The following is a 21,523-nucleotide window of genomic DNA, read 5'->3' as shown; positions in this document are numbered from 1 at the left end:
AATTACTTTTTGTTAAAATCATAAAATTTCCATTGGGTCTTAAAATCTCGCGGCAATTGTTGTTCGGTGAGCGTAGCACGGACGAGCTCCATCGGGATCAGGTTTTCTTTCATCACCCTTTCATGGAACTCATTGTAGCTCATTTTCCCCTGATCCACCAGCTCGTTTTTCATCGCCATCAACTGCAGTCCACCGATCATATAGGCGATCTGATACAAAGGACTATAACCACCTTCAAAAGATCTGCGCACCTCTCCTTCCGCATTTGCAGGCTCATGGCCTACACGGTCGACCAGAAAATCAACACATTGTCCGGGCGACCATTTCCCCAGGTGGTAGTTCAGGGAAAAGATGATCCTAGCACAACGGTGCATACGCCAGAACAACATTCCGATCCGTTCTTCAGGTGTTTTCGCGAAGCCTTTGTCATACAGGAGCAACTCCCAGTATAAAGTCCAGCCTTCCACACCAAAAGGTGTGGTGAAAAGCTCACGGTAATTTTTGTAGCGGCTGTTCATATAATATTGCAGGTGATGCCCGGGAAGCAATTCATGCTGCACCGTGCCACGTGAAAAGTAAGGGTTATTGCCCCGCATGCTCATCAGCTTATCTTCCTCTTTCATTGTCGATGTAGGATAGGAAATACTGATTTCACGACCACCTGTAAAGAAAGGGTTCACCAGTTGCCGTTCGGCGGACATCATGACCATCCCCCAGGTTTCCTCTGCCAATGCAGGGATCTGGATCAGGTCGTTTTTCCGGATAAAGTCGAGCGCATCATTCTGCAGTCTGACAATCAGTTCCGGCTGTTTACCCGGAGCGACATAACTTTGCTTCACTTTTTCCTGCGCCTTTTTCCAGTCATTTCCAAAACCCATCTCTGAGGAGGCTTTCAGCAGCTCACTGTCGCAGAACGCAAACTCCTTTTCCGCGATTTTGACCAGATCTTCAGGTGCATAAGGGATGAATTCTGCCTTAAGCTGTGCCAGAAGGGCCTGCTGGCCAATTGGCGTTCCTTTGATGCCGTAGTCTGTATCTTTTGCAGCATCAGTTTTCACAACAGTTTCATTTTCAGGTTTCATGCTCAGCGACAAGGCGAATTCATCAAGGGCTTTATCCAAGGCTTCATAAGGTTTCGGAATCCACCAGCTGAAAGCAGGATCATAACCCTGATAAAAATTAAAGAACCCGCTCAACCTACTTTTGAGTCCTTCTATTGCGGCAAGCAGGACCCCCGTTTGTTCTTTTGTGGGCTTTGCGTTCTTTTTCAGCGTGGCTAAAGTCGTCCTCACCTTTTTCAAGGTGACATTGATCCTCGCAGCCATGACTGGCGCATCGATGGTATTTCCCCTTCTCCGCTCCTTCTCCATCGCATAAATGTCCGCCGCAAAAGGAAGGTAGATGGCAATGGAAGCATCTTCCTTTTGCTCCTGCTCCAGACGTACCAGATCGGCTTGGATCTCCTTACTTAACAGGAGATAATCCACTTTACCGTATACACTAAAGCTGTTGAAGTCCATTTGCTGCATTTTTTTCAGGCAGTTGGTATTCAGTTCGATCAGACGGCTTCGTTGTTCGGGAGAATGGTAGACGTAGCGGATTTCAGGATAGAAGCCCCTGTTGTGGTAGGGCGAATAAAAATCCCTTACCGCTTTCAGGTCTTGCTGGTAACAAACGATGGTGGTCCCCATTTCGCTGGTCTGCTCGTATAGCAGTGGATTGATCTTTTGCTGCGCAATACTGCCGACTGGTAATGAACACATGAGTAGTAAATGGTAAAAATATCTTTTCATAAGTATATCCTTGCTTTCAAAGTTAAAGCAAGACGAAACTTAATTATGATCTGATATTAACCAATTTAACCCGGAATTGCACCTAATATGGTGCGCTGAACTTCGTTAATAGGAATCTGCCCTGATTTGTTCTATTTCTGCTGTGGTGATGGCCAGGTGTTTACCTAGCATTCTCGCACCGGTTTCTAAAACCAGGAAGTCATCTTCTATTCGTATGCCTCCGAAATCGCGAAACTTTTCTACTGCTTCATAATTGATAAATTCGGAAAAACTGCCTGCTAAATGGTAACGGTCCAATAATTCTTTATTAAAATATATTCCAGGTTCGACGGTCATCACATAACCGGCCTCAAGTGCTTTTCCCATACGCAGGGATTTTAGTCCAAACTTGGTGGTATTCTTTTTTAAAGTGTCGGTATAGCCTACATATTGTTCACCAAGATCTTCCATGTCATGCACATCCAGTCCCATCATATGTCCTGTGCCGCATTGAAAAAACAGAGTATGGGCACCCGCAGCAACGGCATCCTCTGCATCTCCTTTCATTAACCCCATATCTTTGAGTCCGAGCACTAGCTGCTTACAGGATTCCAGGTGAATGTCCAGGTAGCGCACACCGGGAGTAAGCATGCTTGATGCATGGCGATAAGCATTGAGGACAATATCATAAACCTCCTTTTGATCAGCAGTAAATGTCTTGGATACAGGAAAAGTCCTGGTTAGGTCGCCCGCATAACCCATGGCGGTTTCCACTCCAGAATCATTCAGGACAAGCTTACCTTCCTCAAGGATATTTCCGCGATAATAGTTGTGCAGGATTTCTCCGTTTACAGTTAGGATTACGGGATAGGCCAGGTTTCCACCAGATCGCAGGGCCGCCGCATGAATTTCTGCGGCAATTTCACGCTCGTACATCCCAGGTTTAGTGCTTTGCATCACCATCAGTTGAATATCGGCAGAAATAGATGCTGCTTTGTCTAGCTCGGCTATTTCTTCGACAGCTTTAACCGACCGCTGTGCTGCCACGGCCCTAACTAAATCCGTAGAGAAAAAATCCGCAACCTGGTGTACATTCAGGTCGAGCAATCGCGAAAGTGTAATTTTGTTTTCTGCGCGGTAAGGTGGAAGAAAATGAATTTCCCTCCCTTTCAGTTTTGCTTGCCTCAGATATCCCACAAGTTTTTCCGGAAGAGCAAGCTGCGTTATTCCCGCCTTTGCACATTTACCTTGCAGCGATTCCTGCCGGCCCATCCATACCAGGTCGTCAATGGACATTTCCGCACCAAACACCATATCACGATCTTCATCAAGATCGACAATTGCGATCAGATCGGGATCATTGACACCAAAATAATAGAGAAAGCTGCTATCCTGCCGGAAATGATAAGGATTATGGGCATAATTCATCGGACTTTCACCATTGCCCATAAACAATAAAATACCCGTATGGAACTTTTTACGGAGCACTGCCCTTCTCTGAACATAAACTGTAGAATTAAACATAGCTAAGGATTGGTTTGATGTATTAAACAAATATGTTAAAATGGATTGTTTTATCTAACACAAAGAATACAATTGCTAAAAAATTGCTCATATCGGCAAATAAATGCACTATGTTACCCGGACAGTTTTAGTGACGACGGTCATCAACTCGAACCGGAATTCCTGATCTTAAAAAGAGAATTTTCGATGTTTGCTTTTTTATCATCTAATTTAGCGAGAGTGAGTACAGTGACAACCTCCCGGCAGACGGAAATCATCATCATATCGCATCACTGGCACAATTCATGCATAGAATAAAAGACCTCGTCTGTGAAATTATGAAACAATTCGATGAAATAAAAACCCTGCTCGGGGAATCAGGAACCTACTATCTGATCGCTGTAGATATGCATTCGAACTATAGCTATCTGAATAAGCGATACGGAGACATTTTCCAGCCCATTCATGGTAATCTTGTAGGCAAGCATTATGCAGTAACCATTCACCCTGATGACCAAAACACCTGTAAAATCGTTTCACAGATGGCATTCATGTATCCGGAATCCGTATTTCCTGCAACATTAAGGAAAAATGATGGGCACGGCGGATATATTGTTACCAAGTGGGAATACAAAGCCATGTTCGATGAGCAGGGAACCCCTTTAGGGATATTTTGTATTGGACATGATATTACCGAACTGCTAAAAATCAGTGACGAACTCCAACAGGCAAAAGTAGACAATTCCCATACAATAAGAATACATGTAGCGAACATTCTGGGGCTTGGAAGAATTATACAAGATTCAACGAATGCCGCAGACTTACATGATGCGGCAAAAATGATTGTACAGAGCGCTTCAGATCTCGATTCGGTCATCAGAACCATATATAAATAATCAGTTTATCGTCACGAACAGCAACACCATTTAAAATAATCATAAAGCGATGACCAGCACGAGCAAGTTCATTTTGAAACTCTCATTTTTGATCGTTCCATTCTCCTTTCTAAGCTTGATTCTACATGACGGTGGCAAAAGTGGCGGATATGATTTGTCCGGCCTGGTTTCCGGCTCACTGCTTTTTGCCGTCATCGCCGCATGGCTGATCTGGATGCTAATCGGTTATTCGATCAGTAGTAACCACGTAAATTGCCAGCATAACCACCAACCATGATATACTTAACCTTATATTCCTGAAGAGCTCTCCAAAAATTTAATATATCTTCATCAAAGACATCCACAAATTATTTGCTGATAAATGGTTTATGGGATATAGAAGCCTTACTCATGGTCTGTTGTATTTATACAAACGAGTAGCCATTTCAAAGCATTCTTTATAGCTGCGTTTTAGCCCTTCTTTTAAAAGTTCCAATTCAGCTTGATCAAATGTTTGATTTTTTTTGCCCATTAAATGTTGACCTTAAAACTATATCAAATTTACATAAAACGCTTATAAATAACAAGGCTACCTGATCCTATAAATAGCCTATGAAGAGACATGATAACCAACAATATTCTTCATCATTCCTTTAAAAATAAAAGCATGAAAAGGCAAAACTGCATACCAATATAACCTACCTTTGAGACCTAAAGGTCGAAAAGTAGCCGTTTGTATAAACCTATTTTCCTTATCTATTTTAAATTCAAGCCAAGCTTCACCAGGCAACTTCATCTCTGCATACAACAATAACCGCCTATCCTTTTTATCCGCAAGAATTACTCTCCAGAAATCAATTACACTTCCCGTCGATAGTGTATTGGAATTTGTTCTCCCCCTTTGCAATCCTACTCCGCCAAATAACTTATCCAGGAAGCCCCGAATACCCCAAAGCCAATTTGCATAATACCAGCCCTTTTCGCCACCTATGGCCCAAACATTGTTCAATACGTGTTCCGGATCATCTACCTTCATTGATCGCACATCTTTAAAGCAGCCTTCCTGAGGAACTTCAATGAGTTTTTTAAACCGATCAGGATAAACATATCCATTCATCGCATCCTTCCAGCTTGAGATGACTTGGTTTTGTTCTATTTTATCAAAAGCTAATTCGATCGACTGCTCATAGGTAACGGGCTTAATGTTTAATCTTTCTTGCAGATCGTTTGGCTTTGCCACCACATCAACCTTCATACTCTCCACCAGACTGCCAGCCAAAGGGTAAGAAACTGAGGTCACAAAATATAGCCAATAGGAAGAAAGCTTTGGTGTCATTACGGGTATGGAAAAAATCCATCGCTTCAATCCCCTCACTTTAGCGAAACGCAAGAGCATCGCCTTGTAAGTGATCACCTCGGGCCCGCCGATATCATATGCTTTGTTGAAAGCATAATCCTGCATCAGCACACCTTCAAGAAAATGAAGTACATCGCGAATACCTATAGGCTGACAACGTGTATTGATCCACTTAGGTGCAATCATTACAGGGAGTTTCTCTACAAGGTCTCTGATAATTTCAAAACTGGCACTTCCCGAACCTACAATAATCCCCGCCCGTAAAGTAGTTAAGGCATACTTATGCGATTGCAAGGCCTCCTCAACACTCAGGCGTGAATTTAAATGTTTCGACAAATGTGCACTATTCACAATTCCACTTAAAAAGATAACTTGTTTTGTAGAGCTGCGTTCTATGATGCTTTTAAAATTATTTGCTGTCGACAGCTCAGCTTCAGAAAAATCACCCTTTGTTGCTGACATGGAATGCATGAGGTAATAGGCTACATCAATAGCTGTAGGTACATGGTCAAGACTGTCCTTGTTCAGGAAATCCACCTCAACAACTTCTAAATCAAACCCGGCATATTTACTTTTATCAAATCGGCTTTTATCCCGAACGCAACAAATCACTTGGTGCCCATTTTCAAGTAAAACAGGCAGCAATCGCTGAGCGATGTAACCTGTAGCGCCTGTTAACAATATTCTCATATACTTAAATATAGTGATATTTGTATCCATCCCAATTGGATCTAACTATTTTAATTATAGATCGCCAACACTACTTATACCAGTTTTGGATAAAATCAGTGCGCCAGGATCAAATCTGCAAAGATCAAGTGCCGTATAGTCTAAAAAACGTTTTGCTTCCGGGTAAGCAGTAAGCAAAACTTGGAATCCCCTGTCAAGTAAAAACCCATTTACTTCGTCTGTTTTAATCCGCCCACCTACCTTATCGGAGGCTTCCAATATCTTAATCGATTTACCTGCTGTCTTTAAAACTTTGGCAGCGGTAAGGCCGGCTAATCCCGCGCCAATGATAATCACATCCGCATCCTTATCTTCATGCATTTACCTTATTAATTCTTGAGGTTCTTTTCCTGGTTTCGCATATTCTAACCGGCCGACAATCTCGGGAAGAAAGTAACTATCCAAACCAGAAACGGTCATTGTTCCAGCCTTGACATGATCCAGATTGCCATCTTCTTCAATCAGGAAATCATTAGCTAATATTTGAACAATTTCGCCAATCACGATGGTTGTACCATTCATTTCAATGTCGATGATCTCTACGAGTTCCAAGCCAATGCGAACTGTAGATTGAAACACAAAAGGTGCCTTAAAGCCAGGCACGTAATATTTTTTAAACCCACAGCAATCAAATTCCGATACACCAGAGGGATAGCTTGCACTGGTTTGATGCGCCTGCTTATACCATTGGGGCAATACATTATTTAAAGTATATTGGCCAGTTGACTTAATGTTGCTAAGGGTATCGTTATGTCCACGTTCAGGTCTGATTACCATGCCTAAAAGTGGAGGATTCGCCCCCAAATGAAAAGCCGAACTAATTAAACTCAGATTAGTAACGCCATCATTACTAATGGTACCCAATAAATTTAGCGATTTATAGCCAACCAAACTATTGATCAGGCTGATCCTATAGTGATTCTCCATTTCAGAAATGTGACTACTTTTGATTTCTATCATCTTAATTTATCTTTAATTTAACCAAACCACCATCTATACCGATAACCTGACCAGTCATCCAGCTCGATTCATCGGCCAACAGAAAAGCTATCGCCGAACTAATATCTTCCGGCAAACCATACCTCCCCAGAGGATGCCGTTTACCAGCAGCTTCCCTTCGCTCGGTGGTACTCAAAATTTTTTGTGCTAATGGGGTATCGGTAAGGGAGGGCGCTATCACATTTACCCTTATACCTATAGGCGCCAGTTCGGCAGCAAGTGATAACGCCATGCCCTCTACAGCCCCCTTTGCAGCAGCTACGCTGGCATGGAAACTCATACCTGAGCGTGAGGCCGCTGAACTGATGAGCACTAATGATGCGCTTTGCGCTGCTTTAAGCGATTTGATGGCCTGATAAATAACCTTAGCCGCACCCAATACATTAATCCTGTAGTCGTTTAGAAAATCTTCCTCGGTTAACCGGGCAAATGGCTTCAGGTTAATGCTACCCACCGAATACACCAAACCATGTAATTGCTCAGGAAGAAAGTCTGCTATAGCCCTAACATCTCCAAGAACATCTAGGGACAAGTGCATAATACCTTCAGGCCAACTGACATTCTTAGTTCTGGATATGTTATAAACAGTTGCGCCATTTATAACCAGTAACCTGACCAGCGAAAGCCCTATACCAGAACTCCCACCGACCACCAATACATTTTTTCCCTCAAAGTTCATCATCCTATATGTCTTAAAAAATCATTTTTTACATCAGGATCCAAAAAACGGCCACAATATTCGGCTGTTAATGTACTGCTACCGGTATCCCTTATCCCACGGCTGGATACACAGTGGTGATGCGCATCAACAATAACTGCAACGTCTTCTGTTCCCAACGATTCTTTTATCATGTCGGCGATCTGCTTAGTGAGTCTTTCTTGTATTTGCGGCCGTTGTGAGCAATACTGTACAATCCGGTTCAATTTAGACAAACCGATGACTTGCCCGTTGCTAAAATAAGCTACATGTGCTTTACCAACGATAGGAACAAAATGATGCTCACAATTGCTGTAAACACTTATGTTTCTCTCCACCAACATCTGGTTGTAGCTAAATGGATTTTTAAACAATGTTACAACCGGTTTATTTTCCGGATTAAGCCCCCTGAATATTTCTTTGACGTACATTTTTGCTACCCTTTTCGGAGTATCCTTTAGGCTATCATCGCTCAGATCAAGACCGAGTGTGTGCATGATAGCAGCAAAGTGCTTTTGTATCAATTCGATTTTAGTATCGTCATCTAATTCAAATGCATCAACCCGCATTGGTGTATCGAAGAAAGACGCATGTACAGCGGCTTCAAAGTCAGTTGTTATTTGGATATTGTTATTATTATTCATTGAAAATCATAGTTTGGTATGTGGTATTGAAGTCTGTTGCAACTTGATATTGCAAATTTTAACGCAATTAAATATTAATACAATTATATACTAAAAAACAAAAAATTAGTACACAAATGTATTATTTAGTTTTTAATAATACTATAATTTGATATTATAGTATATTTGTAAACTAAAATAAATTTATTTTTTATCATGAACTATCAGCTCATTAAACAAGTTATCGACCTTATTGAAAAATTTGACACTATGGTGGATTCCAAATCTCATACAAAAGATCTGACAGGGTTTAAAAGTTGGATTTATGATAATGAGAGAAAAACAGACCATTTATACAATGAGCTCGATTGGGAAGGAAAGGAAAATGGCAGGATTCCGGAGAGCGAAATCAGCACCTTAATTGTTCACCTTAACAGATATGCAAAAACCTACTCCAAATCCGCCATACACGATTCGGCATTCAGCACTCAAGAAGATTTTATATATTTAATTAACCTAAAAGCCTTTGGATCAATGACAAAAACAGAGTTGATTAAAAAGAACATCCAAGAAAAACCTGTAGGTATGCAAATTATCAACCGACTGATTGGTCAAGGCTGGATACAACAAAGCGATTCTTCAGCAGATAAAAGGAGTAAAATCATTTCTATTACAGCTAAGGGAATTGAAGCACTGGAAGAAATTATGGGGAAAATAAAGCAAGCCAGTCAAATTGTTACCGGAAACCTTAGTGATGCTGAAAAAACACAATTGATTAAAATACTTCAGAAATTGGATCGCTTTCATCAAGCTATATATGCTAAAAATATAGAACCAGATCAGCTTATCCATGTTGCTTACAATGATTTTTTATTAAAAAATAATTAAAATATAAATTACGTTTAAAAAACTTTCACTTTTAGTTATTTTAGTTGGCTTTTTTACACTTTCTGGTATTGCTCAGAATCAAAAATTTCAATTCTCTAGTCACATACTTGACATATCCCCGGGACTGCCTGCTTCCGGCGTGCTGATCAGGCTAGAAAAACAAACTGCTGATGTCATATGGAAATTTATCGCCGAAAGTAAAACAAATCAGAAGGATGCATACTAAACTTTTTACCTTATGAAAGAAAATAAATCGATTTTTAAATTGACGTATTTTATTGAACCCTATTTCAAAAGCTTAAAACAGAATTCTTTTTATCCTTTCATTGAAGTGGTTTTTGAAATAAAAGATGATCAGCATTGTCATGTACCGATCACCTTGAGTCCTTATGGTTATTCTACCTATAGGGGAAACTAAGAAGCTGAATTCGACAATCGCTAATACACCTTTATGCACATATCAGATTCAAAAAAGACGATAGCTACCATTGGTGCAGGAATCTCCGGTCTTTCGGCGACAGCTTATGCCGCGCAAGCTGGTAATGAAGTGCATGTTTATGAAAAGCATCCTCAACGCGGACGAAGAGCCAGACAGTTTGCAACAGAAAATGGCTATGTATTTGATATGGGCCCAAGCTGGTATTGGCTGCCAGATATTATTGATAATTTCTTCCTCGATTTTGGTCATAAAGCGAGTGACTTTTATGATCTTACTTCCCTTAGCCCCCAGTTTGAGATGGTTTTTGAGGATGGACTGCTTACAGGTCCGGAATGTACCTCTCCCAATAGATAATCTCGTATTTGTGTACCATCCTCTGGCACAATATACTCTACCAATGGCGCCAGTATGAAGCTTTTTGATCATCTCTTTCACGTTATCGAAACTCCGACTTTGGCTACCCATCTGAACAAGTCCTTTATATTTTAAACTCGCTTCTACAAGTATTTCCCCTTCTCTTGGATTATGACTGCAAGGCTTTTCTACTTATACGCTCTTGCCTACATGTAATGCCATAATTGCCGCAGGTGCATGCCAATGATCGGGTGCCGCGATAGCCATGCCATCGAAATCTTTCCTTTCCAACATTTTTCTTACATCGGCAAATCCCTGTGGTTTTTACCAGTAGCCATCTCTATCGAAGCGATGGTCCTGGCTAATACTTTTGTGTCTGGATCACAGACGTACGCGATCTCCATATTGGGTAATTTTGCGAAATCCTTAGCCAAAAAATCTCCTCGACTATTGACTCCCATGATGCCTAAAACTACCTTATCATTTGGCGAGCCGGTAAAAAAGCTATTGGCTGCATAATAGATGGCCCAAGTAACAGACTACTTCCAGCTATAGACACATTTTAATGAATTGCCTCCTTTCTAACATACGACAGCTTATTTTTAAGTCGATTTAATTAATTAACACAGAAATCGTTTTCACCGACTTATTTGCGTCTCCTAAAGGGCCGAAAGCGGTTAGTGTTACATCATAAGTACCTGCGGCCGCGTAGGTATGCGGATCATCCTTTTTTGTGGAAACAGGGGTTCCGTCGCCATAATTCCAAGCGTATGAAACGGCATTTAATGAGGTATTTGAAACGTTGAGAATTTTGCCGCTTGTTGTTGTTGTTGTGAAGTTTGCGGTTGGGCTTAGAAAAGCAGGATCAATTAAAATAACTGCATCACTCAATTTGCCTATGCCTACCGAGCTAGTTGAGATTTTTACCGCAATTACAAATTTTTTTGCCAGATTTGCTCTTAAATGATTGAGGTCTACCTGTAAAGAAAAGGTAGATATATCTGCTCCATCGCCAATGAAAACTGTGGGTGTTAACGCAAATTTATCTGAAGGTAATGCCTCGGTACCAGCTGGGAACTTTCCTTGCACCTGTAACAGTTTCGAAACTGTATCTGAGTTCACCGTTAGGTTAGCGGTAACGGTTCCCTTCCTATCTACACCCGAACGGTAAACGGCTAATGGGATGGTAAATTTATTGTTTGGAAGATCGACAACGTATCGAAATGTTTGACCAGGAACGGCAACCGAATTTACAAAGTAAACACCAGTTGGGGCATTACTTGGATTAGCTGCTGGCAAATAAACTTGTTGCGGGAGGTAGTTTGCATCAACAATACGCTCTTCTTTTTCACAGGAGAAAAGCAGCACAGCGATGGCTGTTAACATCGGTATAACTCTAAATATCTTCATCATTTTCATTCTAATTAATAAATTGTACCTACCAAAGTGGATTTTGAACCAAGCCTTTGGCAATATTTAATTCGTTGAGTGGAATAGGAAACAAGTACATTTTTGGGGTAAATGCTCTAGCTTCCAAATCAAAAGGGGTATACGTTGGAGCAGGACTCGTATTAGCAACGTTTATACCCCTTAACGGAGTATTCAATACCGTTGTAGCGGTCATCCACCTACGGGTATCCCAAGCTCTATGATCTTCAAAAGCAAACTCAATTCTTCGTTCACGACGAATTCGGTCTCTCACCTTTGTCTGAGTTTCTGCTGTACTTAAGCCCGATAGACCAACACCCGCTCTGGTTCTCACTCGATCGTAATACACCTTTATATTAGCATTTCCAGGTGCATATTCGTTTAGTGCCTCTGCGTAGTTTAAGAAAATTTCTTCGATACGAAAGTAGATCCAACTGTGTACCGCGTTTCCGACACCAGTAGTTAAATTAGTCGATTCATTTACATACTTCCGTAAATAGTAGCCTGTTTTAGTTGCGTTTGGCTTAGGCGCTCCATCAACACCGCCTGGAAAGGTTTGGATTGGGACGGCTCTTGATTGAAAAGAGGACCCATTGGTAACCACGGTTAAGGCTAGTCTTGGATCTCTATTGGCATAGGGAGCTGCACGATGGGTCGCATCATTCCAATCAAAATCGACCCATGTGGTGCCAATTCTGATTTCATAATCATCCACAAGATTTTGGCTTGGCGTAATCCCTCCTTGCCCGCGATCGAACCCTACTGAAAAATTAGCAAGTTCAAACTCGTTATTTGCTTCGGTTCTCCTGGCAAAAATAACTCCTGTAGCATAGGGGGTGGTAAATAATGTTCGGTAATTAGTATTAACATTGAGTACGGGAACGGCTTGCAAGTCGATAACGGCTTTTGCTGCGTCGGCTGCTGCCTTCCATCTGAGTTCACGATCGCCAGCTGGCAACGAAATGAGTTGCGGTTGAGCATAGGCAGCAGCCCAGGAAGCATTATTAAACAAATCGCTAGCGGCATACAACAGCACTCTAGACTTTAAGGCCAATGCGGCCGCTTTTGTAGCCCGGCCTTGTTCAACCGTTGCATAAGCACCCGATGAGACTGGCAAGCCGGCAGCAGCCACATCACACTCGTCAACAATAAATTTTATACACTCTTCTAATGTGCTTCTTTTAAGGTTAGCAACATCATTTTCGTCTACTAAATCGGTGATTATTGGAACCCCTCCATAGCGTTTGGTTAACTCGAAATAATAAAATGCCCTCAAAAACCGAGCTTCAAATTCCCAGCGTTTTATTTCATCAATCCGAATTTGATAATTCGCAGTTCCCTTAAATATATCTAAGTTTACCTTTGCTGGATCTGCTGTTTCTAAGAATAGATTGGCTCTTCGAATTCCTTGGTAAAATGCACCCCAAACGTCCGCTGGATTATTAGTTGCCGTCCAAGCACCTTGATTAATAAGTTGAACGCGATTTATCTCATTGGTAAATTCCGCTTCGTCTGTGGCCGATGCCATCGTTGCCCTATCCAATTGGGTTAGACCATATGGGAGGGTCGAATAAACACCCGTTAACAGGCTTTGCAAGCTATTAAAGGTGGTTTCTAATTGATCTTTAGTCAAATCAGTATCTAACTCTCGATCCAATTTTTGGCACGAACCGCATATCAGCAGCACAATAAGAAATATATAGTTGGTATTTTTGATCTTCATTATCGTATTTTTTAATAATAGTATATGTTCAGTGATCCAGTTAACTAAAAATGTAAGTTAAGTCCGAGTGAAACCGTTCGTAAAGCCGGATAACCGCCTAAAGCCTCTACGTCTGCTTCTTCTAAATGATCTAACGAGAATAAGTTAGTGCCATTAATAAATAATCGGGTTTTTTGCAAGCGTAATTTTTTCAATGCACTCGCCGGGATGGTATACCCGATTTCTGCACTTCTCAATTTAATATAGCTAGCATCTCTTCTCCAAAAAGAAGAAAAACGATTGAAGTTATTGGTATTATCGGATGAAGAGAGCCTTGGATAGGTTGCCGTAGCAGCCGTTTCTGGTGTCCATCTGTTTAGCGCGATTTCTGAGACCTTACCATTATTCTGAAAAGCATAATACCTGTTTCCACTTAGATTTAAGTTTATTCCAGTTACCCCTTGAAATATAAGATTTAAATCTACCGCTTTATAGCTCACACCTGTTTGTAAGGAGAATGTCCAATCAGGTAAATTATAGTTACCAATAGGCGTACTATCATTATCGTCGATGATACCATCAGGTACGCCTAAAGGACCACCAATATCTCGGTATTTGATATCACCGGGTTTGATGATCAAGCCAATTGGGCGGGCAATGGCATTATTATTCACATCCGCATCAGTAAAGAAGCCAATTGCTTCCAATCCAAATCCATACCCTATCGGCATACCCGTTGTTATCCTTGCTTTATTTATTTGGGTAAGCTCATCGTTAAACACGATTTCGTTTTCGTTATAAGAGGCTTGAGCGTTAAAATTAAATCGCAGTTTTTTTGCTTCGTTGCTATGGTAAGACAAGAGCGCCTCTAGTCCCTTGTTTTTAACTTTGCCTAAATTAGTCTCTGGTAAACCATTGTAGCCCAGTATGGCTGGGATTGTGGTATTTGGTCTATCCAAGATATCAAACCTGTTGTTTTGGAATACGTCCATGGCTAGCCCAAAGCCATTAGCAAAGTTCATTTCAAACCCAATATTCGATTTCTTTTCCTTTTCCCAAGTAAGATTTGGATTTGCCCTTTGACCTTCTGTTATTGCACCTAGTTTCGAGGTTCCGGTAAAAATATAACCATCAACAAATGGATATCTTTGTGCATATCCGAATCTTAATCCACCTATATTTTCATTCCCCACAAAACCATAAGAACCTCTTAGCTTTAAAAATTCGATAACCTTACTGTCCTTTAAAAAATTTTCCTTAGAAATGATCCAGCCGACAGACCCTGCTGGAGTAAAACCATAACGCTTGCCCTTGGCAAAAGCATTGCTTCCTTGATATGCGCCTGAAAATTCGACAATATACTTCTCGTTATTTACATAGGTAACTCTTGTAGATACGCCGTTTGTTTTATAGGGAATATCATTACCGGCGGCGTTTGTTCCAGGATAAGCCTTATTAATGAGAAAATAATCAGAATTAAAAACAGTCATTGCAGAAACATCGTGTTTGCCGAAAACACGATTATACGTTAATAAGGCTTGCACAGCGTTGTTTGACAATTGGCTCTGTACGCCTTCTGTACCCACTAAGCTCGTATTTTGTCCGAATTGAGTTGAAGTAGTTCCGGTAGAGAAGCGTGCATAGGTTTTTCTTTTATTGGATAGGCCCGAAAAAAAACTATTGAAGGAAATTGCGGCACTTGCTTTCAACCCCGGAGTGATCATATCTAATACTTGATTGAGCCTAAAGGATGCCTGCAAAGTGGTACTATTGGAGGTCGAAAAACCGGTACTCAGTAGATCACCAACCGGATTACTTAAAAGGTTATTTCCCGCCAACGAACCATTGGCCAAGCGTACTGGAAAAGAATTTGGCGTGATCCGATCCAATAGATTTATCGTATTGATGGTCGTTAATTCTCCTGGATTCTTTTTGTCTTCGACCCCTGCTCCTAAGTTCAATTGTGCCGAAAGGTTCTTGTTTAGCGAAATATCGATATTGGACCTGAAATTAAGGCGACTGTATTTAGAATTGCTACTTTCTTCATTATCATCTCCAAAATTCTTATATAAGCCATCCGATACCAGTGCATTCAAGGAGGCAAAATAGCGAACTATGGATGTACCCCCTTTAAAATTAAGGTTTGTATTTGACTGTGGGGCTGCATTCCTAAACACCTCATTGTACCAATCCACGTTTGCAAAATTGATAGGATCTGATTTACTGGAAAAGGTCTGGAGATCGCTGCTAGTATATAACTCGCCTAGGCCGTCGTTTCGCCTGGCCTCGTTTAAAAGAAAGGCATAACTATATGAATCTAAAAAACGCGGGGTAGACACCGGATTTTGAAAACCATATTGGGTGCTAAAATTGATAGCCAAGGGTTGAATTTTACCTATTTTCGTGGTGACTAATACCACGCCATTTGCTGCTCGTAATCCATAAACCGCAGTTGCACTGGCATCTTTTAAAATAGAGATATCCTCAATTTCTTCGGGCACTAGCTGGTCAAAGTCCGACATAAATCCGTCTAACATTACCAGCGGAGCATTACTAAACCCATAGGTATTGGTCCCCCTAATCGTTAGAGAAGTACTACTTGCACCAGGTTCAAATCCGTTCTGTCTAATCGTTAATCCAGGAAGCCTTCCTAGGAGCGCATTCCCTATTCTGATATTAAAGGCATCTCTAAATTCTTCTCCATGTACGGAAGATATCGCTCCCGTTGTATAATTCTTTGGTTGAAAACCATAACCAATGGGTCTGGCGGCAGTTTTAAAACTTATTACTTCAGTTTTAGTGGTAACGGTGTCTTTCTGCTGCGCTATGAGCGGATTTGCAACCGTTACCAATGCGAGGGTAGATAAAATATATAATGTTGGCTTAAGTTTCATTTACAAATTGTTTAGGTAATAATTGAAGATGTAATAGTTAAGGATTAATTACCACCCTGGATTTTGCTTGAGATTTCCTTTTTGAACCTCAGTCAGAACAAACGGATGCAAATAAAGCCTCGTTGGAAATGAACGGGTCATAAACACAAATGGTCTATAGCTAAACGCTGTGGGATAAGGTGTAACATCATTTAACTTATTGATTACCAGCCCCCACACGGCTCCCTTTAAATTTCCATCAATCTCCGCTTCTAACCATCTTCTGCAGTTCCACAGTCGGTGGTCTTCCATATACATTTCAATGTCCCATTCGTTATGAATGCGTTTTCTTAAATCAGCCGTACTTGTGGTGCTAATAGGTGGCATTGCAGAACGCAACCGAATCTTGTTAACTGCGTCTAGCGCTGAATTTGGAATAATAGGTAGTTGTGCTGTTAAAATATTCGCTCCCGTAATATCAAGAGCGGTTGCGTTACCAGGTCCTTCAAACTCATTCATGGCTTCGGCATAGGCCAAATACATTTCGTTAAGTCTAAGAATAGGGCAATTCACTTCTAAACCCGTTCCGCCATCAATACCGTCGTTAACAAACTTTAGGTTCCAATGGCCACCTTGGCAAGAGTTAAGCGCTGACTTGGATGGCGTATGCTCGCCAATAGGTGTGCGTACAACAGCTTTGTGCATACGAGCACCGGTAAATATTACAGATTGCGCGAAACGTGGATCGAGTTCACCATATTTTTGCATCAGGTCATTGCCTCCTGCGTAGTTCCAATCTTGAGGGAGCCCGGTAGATCTCTTCTCGAATTTGCGTACAAAATTGAACGTAATCGATGGTCCATTCCATCCTGCCCCCGAGTTGGGAACAAATTCTGATCTCGGCAAAAGCATGGGTAGTGGAAATTGACCCGCACTTTTACTACCCCAAGTTTTATTGGCAATGATGATCTCGCTGTTGTCGTTTCTTTCCCATGAGTCGCGATAATTACCAACTACTAAATTAACCACAGTTGGTGAGATAGTATTGATTCTTTTTGCAGGATCGTCTATTAATGAGTATCCGGCAGTCTGCGCCCAAATCAAAACTTCTTTTGCTGCATCAGCAGCTAGTTTCCACCGGTTAAGGCTATAATTACCATAACATATTAATTTATCATCTGCAGCATTTCCGAAACTTGAAATCGGACTTGCGGTGTTAAATAATGGACTAGCTGCGTATAATAATGTCCTTGCCTTTACAGCAAGTGCAGCACCTTTTTGTGCCCTTCCTTTGGTTGCTCCAGACTGATCGAGTGGCAAAAATGCAGTCGCATCGTCACAATCTTTTACGATAGAATTCACACAAGTCTCGAAGGTACTTCTTTCAATCTTAGATTCCTCGAGCGAGGTAACACGTTTTAACACTAATGGAAAACCTCCATAGCGCTTTAACATTTCAAAATTATTGATCGCCCTAAAAAAAAGTGCTTCTCCCTTAACTTGATTTTTATACGTTACATCTGCGTCTGGAACTTCGTCTATTCTTTCTAACAAGATATTGGCGGTACGAATGGCCTGCCATCTTAAATAGTACCTTAAATCTTCTTGAAGAATGTTCGCATTGGTAACGCCCCCATTATTCCAAGCCGATGGAGCAGCGTCATTACTTTGAGAGTTGATTGCTTCGTCGGTAATGCCCGCTAAATTTACATAGGTACTTAGAATTCCCAACGTAGATGCAACGGCATTAGTACCCAGTCCCATATCGGCTGGTCGCATGGCAAAAATCGATGGCATGCCCAGTTGATACATCCCAGCTATATACTTTTCAGTTTGCACTTTTGCAGAGAAAATTACATCCTCATTAATATCAACCCCAGGTGCTTTATCCAAAAAATTTTTCTTACAAGACGGAAATAACAAACAGATTAAACAAGCGGTAGTGATAAGTATTTTAATAGTTCTTTTCATGATCTATTGTGATTAAAAATTAACATTTATACCCAAGTTTACAGTTCTTACTAAGCCGTAAGCTTCAAAGTTTCCATTTATGCTAGTGAGGTTAGCAGCTTCTGGATCGATGCCTTTTAGCATGTGGCTCCATGTAATCAAATTGTTAGCATTGAGGTAAATCCTGGTAGTTTTTAACCCAACTTTAGACAAAAGCGACGGTTTTAAAGTGTAGCCAATTTCCACGTTTTTTAAGCGAAGGTATTCAGCATTCGCAATCCATAAGGTTGAGCCCAAATAGTTATTAAAACCTCTGGCACCGTTTCCCACTCCAAAGCGAGGGAAACTAATTGGCAGCCCCTGTTCGTATCTTTCCTGAGTCCAGCTTTCAGATAGGTAGCTAGCGGCTGCAGAGGGATCACCATCAAAGAAAGCCTGATTTGCCCGTCTAGTATACGGTACAGAGAAATGACTTGCTCCTTGAAACAGTGCTGAGAAATCAAGACCTCTCCAGCTACCGCCAACCGATAGCCCAAAAATAATTTCTGGAACAGTAGAAGAATAACCGATGGGAACAGAGTCATCGTTATTTATAAGTCCATCGCCATTAACGTCGCGATATCTCACATCGCCCGGCTGTATCCTATTACCATCTCTAAACGTATATTGCGGCCTATTCTGATCATTTGTTTCTTCCCAAGTATTAAAAAATCCTTCAGCAATAAATCCAAAATTTTGTCCTGCAATATTTCCTGTTCTTTGTGCATAGGCAAAAGTTTGAGGCAGTTCGTCTTGAAAAATGATTTTGTTTCTTGCAAATGAATAGTTGCCCTTAATAAAGTAATTGAAATCTCTTATATTATTTCTAAAGCCCATCTCCACTTCAAACCCTTTGTTAGTCATTTTGCCTAAATTTTCGGCAGCAGCACCAATCCCGGTAAGGGCAGAGACTGTTCTGGGAACTGCCAAAATATTATCAGTTGTGGTGTTAAATGCGTCTAACGTAACGGTTAATTTGTTGTTTAGACCAACAAGATCCACCCCAATATTGGTTTTGATTACCCTTTCCCAGGTTAAATTTGGACTGCTAGCACTTCCCTCTCTTAAGGCTTCATAACTTGCTAAATTTTGTCCAAATACTCCAAATCGATAGCTACCATCAACTGTGTAAGGGCCTCTTCTTGTAAACGCAGGATCGCGATATAAGAATCTACTGTTTGGATCTCTTAAAAAGTTTGCACTTAGCTGATCATTTCCTACCTCGCCGTAAGAGCCCCGGATCTTTAGAAAATTAATTAGTTCCCCCTTTGGAAAGAATTTCTCCTCGCTAGGCACCCACCCGATCGAATAGGCTGGAAAGAAACCAAACCGCTCGCTTGGAGCAAAGTTTTCGGTTCCATAATAAGAAGCACTGATTTGTGCAAGGTAGCGACCCTTGTAATCGTAATCTAAACGACTAACATAACTTTGATAAGAGTTAGGTACTAAATAGGCGAAATCTCTGTTTGTAGACTTTATTTGATTATAAAGCAGCAAACCGCTAACGGTATGACTGTTAAAAGTGCGTTTATAATCTATCGCGAACTCGCCCGTAATTCTTCTGTTTCGTTCAGGATCGGTAGGGTTATAATTGAAGGGCTGATTGTCGGCCAATTGACGATAATCTATGGTACCATCAGGATTTTTTATTGCCCGGTAAGTCACAAATACTCTAGAATATTCACTTAATTTTCGATTAGAATTTTGATAGGCTATTAATGCGTGGCTGGTTAGGCCTTTCGTAATAAAATCCAGATCATGATCTAAACGCAAACTTCCGTTAATCAAATTTCGTACGTCATTTTTATAACCTACCGAATATAATGTAGTAAGTGGACTTCCGAATCCTTCAAATAACACAATCTTACCATCAACCACACCTGGAGAAAGGTTTGGGGCTGCTCCATTTAAAAAATTCATAATGGAATTGGTGTTTGCATTATTTCCAGACCTGTTCTCGATGATACTCGATAAGTCTAATGCTGCGCGAAAACGCTTACTTATTGTATAGTCTAAATTAGATCTGAAATTGTACCGTCCGTAGCGTATTTGAGGGTCGTAATCTGCTTTTACCCCAGCATCATCAAACAAACCTTCTTGATTAAATAAACCCGCTGAAATAGCATATTTTACCTTATCCGTTCCACCCCTTACCGATAAGTTGTGTCGGCGCTGTTGGGAAACATCTTTAACCATCAAATCATACCAGTCAATATTTGGGAAAAAAACGGGGTCTTCGCCAGATTTGTACTTTGCAAGATCACTGTCAGAATAACGCGGAGTATACGTACTATTGCTCACATAAGCATCATTTTTTAATGCCTGATTAAATGAGTTGGCAAAATCAAAGCTACCCATCTTTTCGGGCGTGGCAGTAAAGCTATTGAATGCATTTTCGAAGGTATAGTTAATGGTAGGCGTGCCTATTTTCCCTCTCTTTGTAGTTACCAAAATAACTCCATTTGCTCCCCTTACGCCGTAAACGGCTGTCGTTGAAGCATCTTTAAGTATGGTAACCCCCTCAATCTCATTTGGGTCAATACTATTAAAATTGTCTACCTGTATCCCGTCTACCAGCACCAGCGGAGATGTACTTCCAGTGAAGGTAGATACACCACGAATAAAGATCTGCGAATTATCCGCACCCGGTTCACCACTCGCTTGAACAGCAAAGAGTCCTGGCAAGCGACCGGCCAACGAGTTACTGATGTTCGCAACTGGCGACTGCGTAAGATCTTTGGTCGATATAGACGATTGTGCGCCAACGCTGGTTACTTTTTTCTGGGTACCGTAGCCGACATTAATCGTTACCTCTTTTAGCTCATTACTACTTTCTTGTAGGTTAATGTTTAAAATCTGTGAGTTGCCCACAATTACTTCTTGAGGCTTGAACCCGATAGTGGTGACTACAAGAACCGCATTGTTATCCACTACTTTTATAGAGAATTTGCCATTGTTGTCCGTAATCACACTTACATTAGTGCCCTTTACTATAACACCTGCTCCAGGTATACCGACACCATCTGGCCCTTTTACGGTACCGGTGATGATCCTATCCTTTAGAACACTCGCTATGAAAGAGATATTGTTCTCCTTTGCTAGAAGGCCATTTGCCCAAGGCAAGCAAAAGCACATTAGTAAGAAAATTATTCTCATTACGGAATTGACCGCTGAAAATTTGTTTCGCTTTAATTTCATATTTGGTTAATTGTGTCTTAAATTGAGAAATAAATTGCTTCGCGCGTCAACATTTTAGTAAAATTCATGTTCATATCTATTTGGTTAAATGGCTAGT

At 40.9% G+C, this 21,523-nt stretch carries 17 protein-coding genes and 1 pseudogene; 6 read left to right on the top strand and 12 right to left on the bottom strand.

Features of this window, described 5'->3' with window-relative positions:
• Positions 1 to 2: 2 nt before the first annotated feature.
• Together EZ437_RS12630 and EZ437_RS12625 are read right to left on the bottom strand one after the other, a co-directional pair.
• Positions 3 to 1,793: a DUF885 family protein gene (locus tag EZ437_RS12630; RefSeq protein WP_131596369.1), complete on the bottom strand. Its 1,791-nt coding sequence runs from the start codon at positions 1,791 to 1,793 to the stop codon at positions 3 to 5.
• Between the two features lie 105 nt (positions 1,794 to 1,898).
• Positions 1,899 to 3,296: an aminopeptidase P family protein gene (locus tag EZ437_RS12625; RefSeq protein WP_131596368.1), complete on the bottom strand. Its 1,398-nt coding sequence runs from the start codon at positions 3,294 to 3,296 to the stop codon at positions 1,899 to 1,901.
• A gap of 317 nt (positions 3,297 to 3,613) precedes the next feature.
• On the opposite strand from EZ437_RS12625, the gene EZ437_RS12620 reads away from it, so the two are divergent.
• Together EZ437_RS12620 and EZ437_RS21605 are read left to right on the top strand one after the other, a co-directional pair.
• Positions 3,614 to 4,171: a PAS domain-containing protein gene (locus tag EZ437_RS12620; RefSeq protein ID WP_165500401.1), complete on the top strand. Its 558-nt coding sequence runs from the start codon at positions 3,614 to 3,616 to the stop codon at positions 4,169 to 4,171.
• A gap of 49 nt (positions 4,172 to 4,220) precedes the next feature.
• On the top strand, positions 4,221 to 4,448 hold the full coding sequence (locus tag EZ437_RS21605; protein ID WP_165500400.1) for a hypothetical protein: 228 nt from the start codon (positions 4,221 to 4,223) through the stop codon (positions 4,446 to 4,448).
• 312 nt (positions 4,449 to 4,760) lie between these two features.
• Here EZ437_RS21605 and EZ437_RS12615 read toward each other — a convergent pair whose 3' ends face one another.
• The 5 genes from EZ437_RS12615 to folE are packed head-to-tail and all read right to left on the bottom strand — an operon-like array spanning position 4,761 to position 8,576.
• Positions 4,761 to 6,197: an SDR family oxidoreductase gene (locus EZ437_RS12615; RefSeq protein WP_131596366.1), complete on the bottom strand. Its 1,437-nt coding sequence runs from the start codon at positions 6,195 to 6,197 to the stop codon at positions 4,761 to 4,763.
• Between the two features lie 54 nt (positions 6,198 to 6,251).
• Positions 6,252 to 6,557: an FAD-dependent oxidoreductase gene (locus EZ437_RS12610; RefSeq protein ID WP_131596365.1), complete on the bottom strand. Its 306-nt coding sequence runs from the start codon at positions 6,555 to 6,557 to the stop codon at positions 6,252 to 6,254.
• Complete coding sequence (locus EZ437_RS12605; RefSeq protein ID WP_225869570.1) at positions 6,558 to 7,163, bottom strand: flavin reductase family protein; 606 nt, start codon at positions 7,161 to 7,163, stop codon at positions 6,558 to 6,560. It lies immediately after the preceding gene.
• A gap of 34 nt (positions 7,164 to 7,197) precedes the next feature.
• Complete coding sequence (locus tag EZ437_RS12600; protein WP_225869569.1) at positions 7,198 to 7,917, bottom strand: SDR family NAD(P)-dependent oxidoreductase; 720 nt, start codon at positions 7,915 to 7,917, stop codon at positions 7,198 to 7,200.
• Entirely contained in the window at positions 7,914 to 8,576 is a 663-nt protein-coding gene (gene folE, locus EZ437_RS12595; RefSeq protein ID WP_131596363.1) for a GTP cyclohydrolase I FolE, read from the bottom strand. The genes EZ437_RS12600 and folE overlap by 4 nt, the downstream gene beginning before the upstream one ends.
• A gap of 195 nt (positions 8,577 to 8,771) precedes the next feature.
• Here folE and EZ437_RS12590 point away from each other — a divergent pair, with 195 nt between their 5' ends.
• From EZ437_RS12590 to EZ437_RS21600, 4 genes and pseudogenes are all read left to right on the top strand, one after another.
• A complete protein-coding gene (locus EZ437_RS12590) occupies positions 8,772 to 9,443 on the top strand; it encodes a MarR family winged helix-turn-helix transcriptional regulator (protein ID WP_131596362.1) in 672 nt (223 codons plus the stop codon).
• A 7-nt stretch (positions 9,444 to 9,450) separates the two neighbouring features.
• Positions 9,451 to 9,861, top strand: a pseudogene (uraH, locus tag EZ437_RS22070) (hydroxyisourate hydrolase).
• Positions 9,862 to 9,894: 33 nt separating this feature from the next.
• On the top strand, positions 9,895 to 10,236 hold the full coding sequence (locus EZ437_RS12580; RefSeq protein WP_131596361.1) for a phytoene desaturase family protein: 342 nt from the start codon (positions 9,895 to 9,897) through the stop codon (positions 10,234 to 10,236).
• Positions 10,237 to 10,473: 237 nt separating this feature from the next.
• The gene (locus tag EZ437_RS21600) at positions 10,474 to 10,755 is read left to right on the top strand and encodes a hypothetical protein (RefSeq protein WP_165500399.1); all 282 of its coding nucleotides are present in this window, start codon (positions 10,474 to 10,476) and stop codon (positions 10,753 to 10,755) included.
• Positions 10,756 to 10,848: 93 nt separating this feature from the next.
• Here the strand turns inward: EZ437_RS21600 and EZ437_RS21740 are convergent, their stop codons facing one another.
• From EZ437_RS21740 to EZ437_RS12550, 5 genes are read right to left on the bottom strand one after another with little or no spacing between them, the layout of a single operon-like run.
• On the bottom strand, positions 10,849 to 11,649 hold the full coding sequence (locus tag EZ437_RS21740) for a PKD domain-containing protein (protein WP_205942693.1): 801 nt from the start codon (positions 11,647 to 11,649) through the stop codon (positions 10,849 to 10,851).
• A 25-nt stretch (positions 11,650 to 11,674) separates the two neighbouring features.
• A complete protein-coding gene (locus EZ437_RS12565; protein WP_131596359.1) occupies positions 11,675 to 13,387 on the bottom strand; it encodes a RagB/SusD family nutrient uptake outer membrane protein in 1,713 nt (570 codons plus the stop codon).
• A 44-nt stretch (positions 13,388 to 13,431) separates the two neighbouring features.
• A complete protein-coding gene (locus EZ437_RS12560; protein WP_131596358.1) occupies positions 13,432 to 16,260 on the bottom strand; it encodes a SusC/RagA family TonB-linked outer membrane protein in 2,829 nt (942 codons plus the stop codon).
• Positions 16,261 to 16,308: 48 nt separating this feature from the next.
• Entirely contained in the window at positions 16,309 to 18,210 is a 1,902-nt protein-coding gene (locus tag EZ437_RS12555) for a RagB/SusD family nutrient uptake outer membrane protein (protein WP_131596357.1), read from the bottom strand.
• A 12-nt stretch (positions 18,211 to 18,222) separates the two neighbouring features.
• Entirely contained in the window at positions 18,223 to 21,426 is a 3,204-nt protein-coding gene (locus EZ437_RS12550) for a SusC/RagA family TonB-linked outer membrane protein (protein WP_131596356.1), read from the bottom strand.
• Positions 21,427 to 21,523 lie beyond the last annotated feature (97 nt).

Source organism: Pedobacter psychroterrae (genome assembly GCF_004331695.1).
Lineage (GTDB): Bacteria > Bacteroidota > Bacteroidia > Sphingobacteriales > Sphingobacteriaceae > Pedobacter > Pedobacter psychroterrae.
This window is presented reverse-complemented; position numbering and strand designations above follow the sequence as displayed.

What these genes read in the sequence shown, in the direction of transcription:
- EZ437_RS21740 (WP_205942693.1), bottom strand. Translation starts at nt 11,649, where the DNA reads ATGATGAAGATATTTAGAGTTATACCGATGTTAACAGCCATCGCTGTG.
- EZ437_RS12620 (WP_165500401.1), top strand. Translation starts at nt 3,614, where the DNA reads ATGAAACAATTCGATGAAATAAAAACCCTGCTCGGGGAATCAGGAACC.
- EZ437_RS12555 (WP_131596357.1), bottom strand. Translation starts at nt 18,210, where the DNA reads ATGAAAAGAACTATTAAAATACTTATCACTACCGCTTGTTTAATCTGT.
- EZ437_RS12590 (WP_131596362.1), top strand. Translation starts at nt 8,772, where the DNA reads ATGAACTATCAGCTCATTAAACAAGTTATCGACCTTATTGAAAAATTT.
- EZ437_RS12550 (WP_131596356.1), bottom strand. Translation starts at nt 21,426, where the DNA reads ATGAAATTAAAGCGAAACAAATTTTCAGCGGTCAATTCCGTAATGAGA.
- EZ437_RS12610 (WP_131596365.1), bottom strand. Translation starts at nt 6,557, where the DNA reads ATGCATGAAGATAAGGATGCGGATGTGATTATCATTGGCGCGGGATTA.
- EZ437_RS12605 (WP_225869570.1), bottom strand. Translation starts at nt 7,163, where the DNA reads ATGGAGAATCACTATAGGATCAGCCTGATCAATAGTTTGGTTGGCTAT.
- EZ437_RS12615 (WP_131596366.1), bottom strand. Translation starts at nt 6,197, where the DNA reads ATGAGAATATTGTTAACAGGCGCTACAGGTTACATCGCTCAGCGATTG.
- EZ437_RS12560 (WP_131596358.1), bottom strand. Translation starts at nt 16,260, where the DNA reads ATGAAACTTAAGCCAACATTATATATTTTATCTACCCTCGCATTGGTA.
- EZ437_RS12565 (WP_131596359.1), bottom strand. Translation starts at nt 13,387, where the DNA reads ATGAAGATCAAAAATACCAACTATATATTTCTTATTGTGCTGCTGATA.
- EZ437_RS12600 (WP_225869569.1), bottom strand. Translation starts at nt 7,917, where the DNA reads ATGATGAACTTTGAGGGAAAAAATGTATTGGTGGTCGGTGGGAGTTCT.
- EZ437_RS12580 (WP_131596361.1), top strand. Translation starts at nt 9,895, where the DNA reads ATGCACATATCAGATTCAAAAAAGACGATAGCTACCATTGGTGCAGGA.
- folE (WP_131596363.1), bottom strand. Translation starts at nt 8,576, where the DNA reads ATGAATAATAATAACAATATCCAAATAACAACTGACTTTGAAGCCGCT.
- EZ437_RS21605 (WP_165500400.1), top strand. Translation starts at nt 4,221, where the DNA reads ATGACCAGCACGAGCAAGTTCATTTTGAAACTCTCATTTTTGATCGTT.
- EZ437_RS21600 (WP_165500399.1), top strand. Translation starts at nt 10,474, where the DNA reads ATGCCAATGATCGGGTGCCGCGATAGCCATGCCATCGAAATCTTTCCT.
- EZ437_RS12625 (WP_131596368.1), bottom strand. Translation starts at nt 3,296, where the DNA reads ATGTTTAATTCTACAGTTTATGTTCAGAGAAGGGCAGTGCTCCGTAAA.
- EZ437_RS12630 (WP_131596369.1), bottom strand. Translation starts at nt 1,793, where the DNA reads ATGAAAAGATATTTTTACCATTTACTACTCATGTGTTCATTACCAGTC.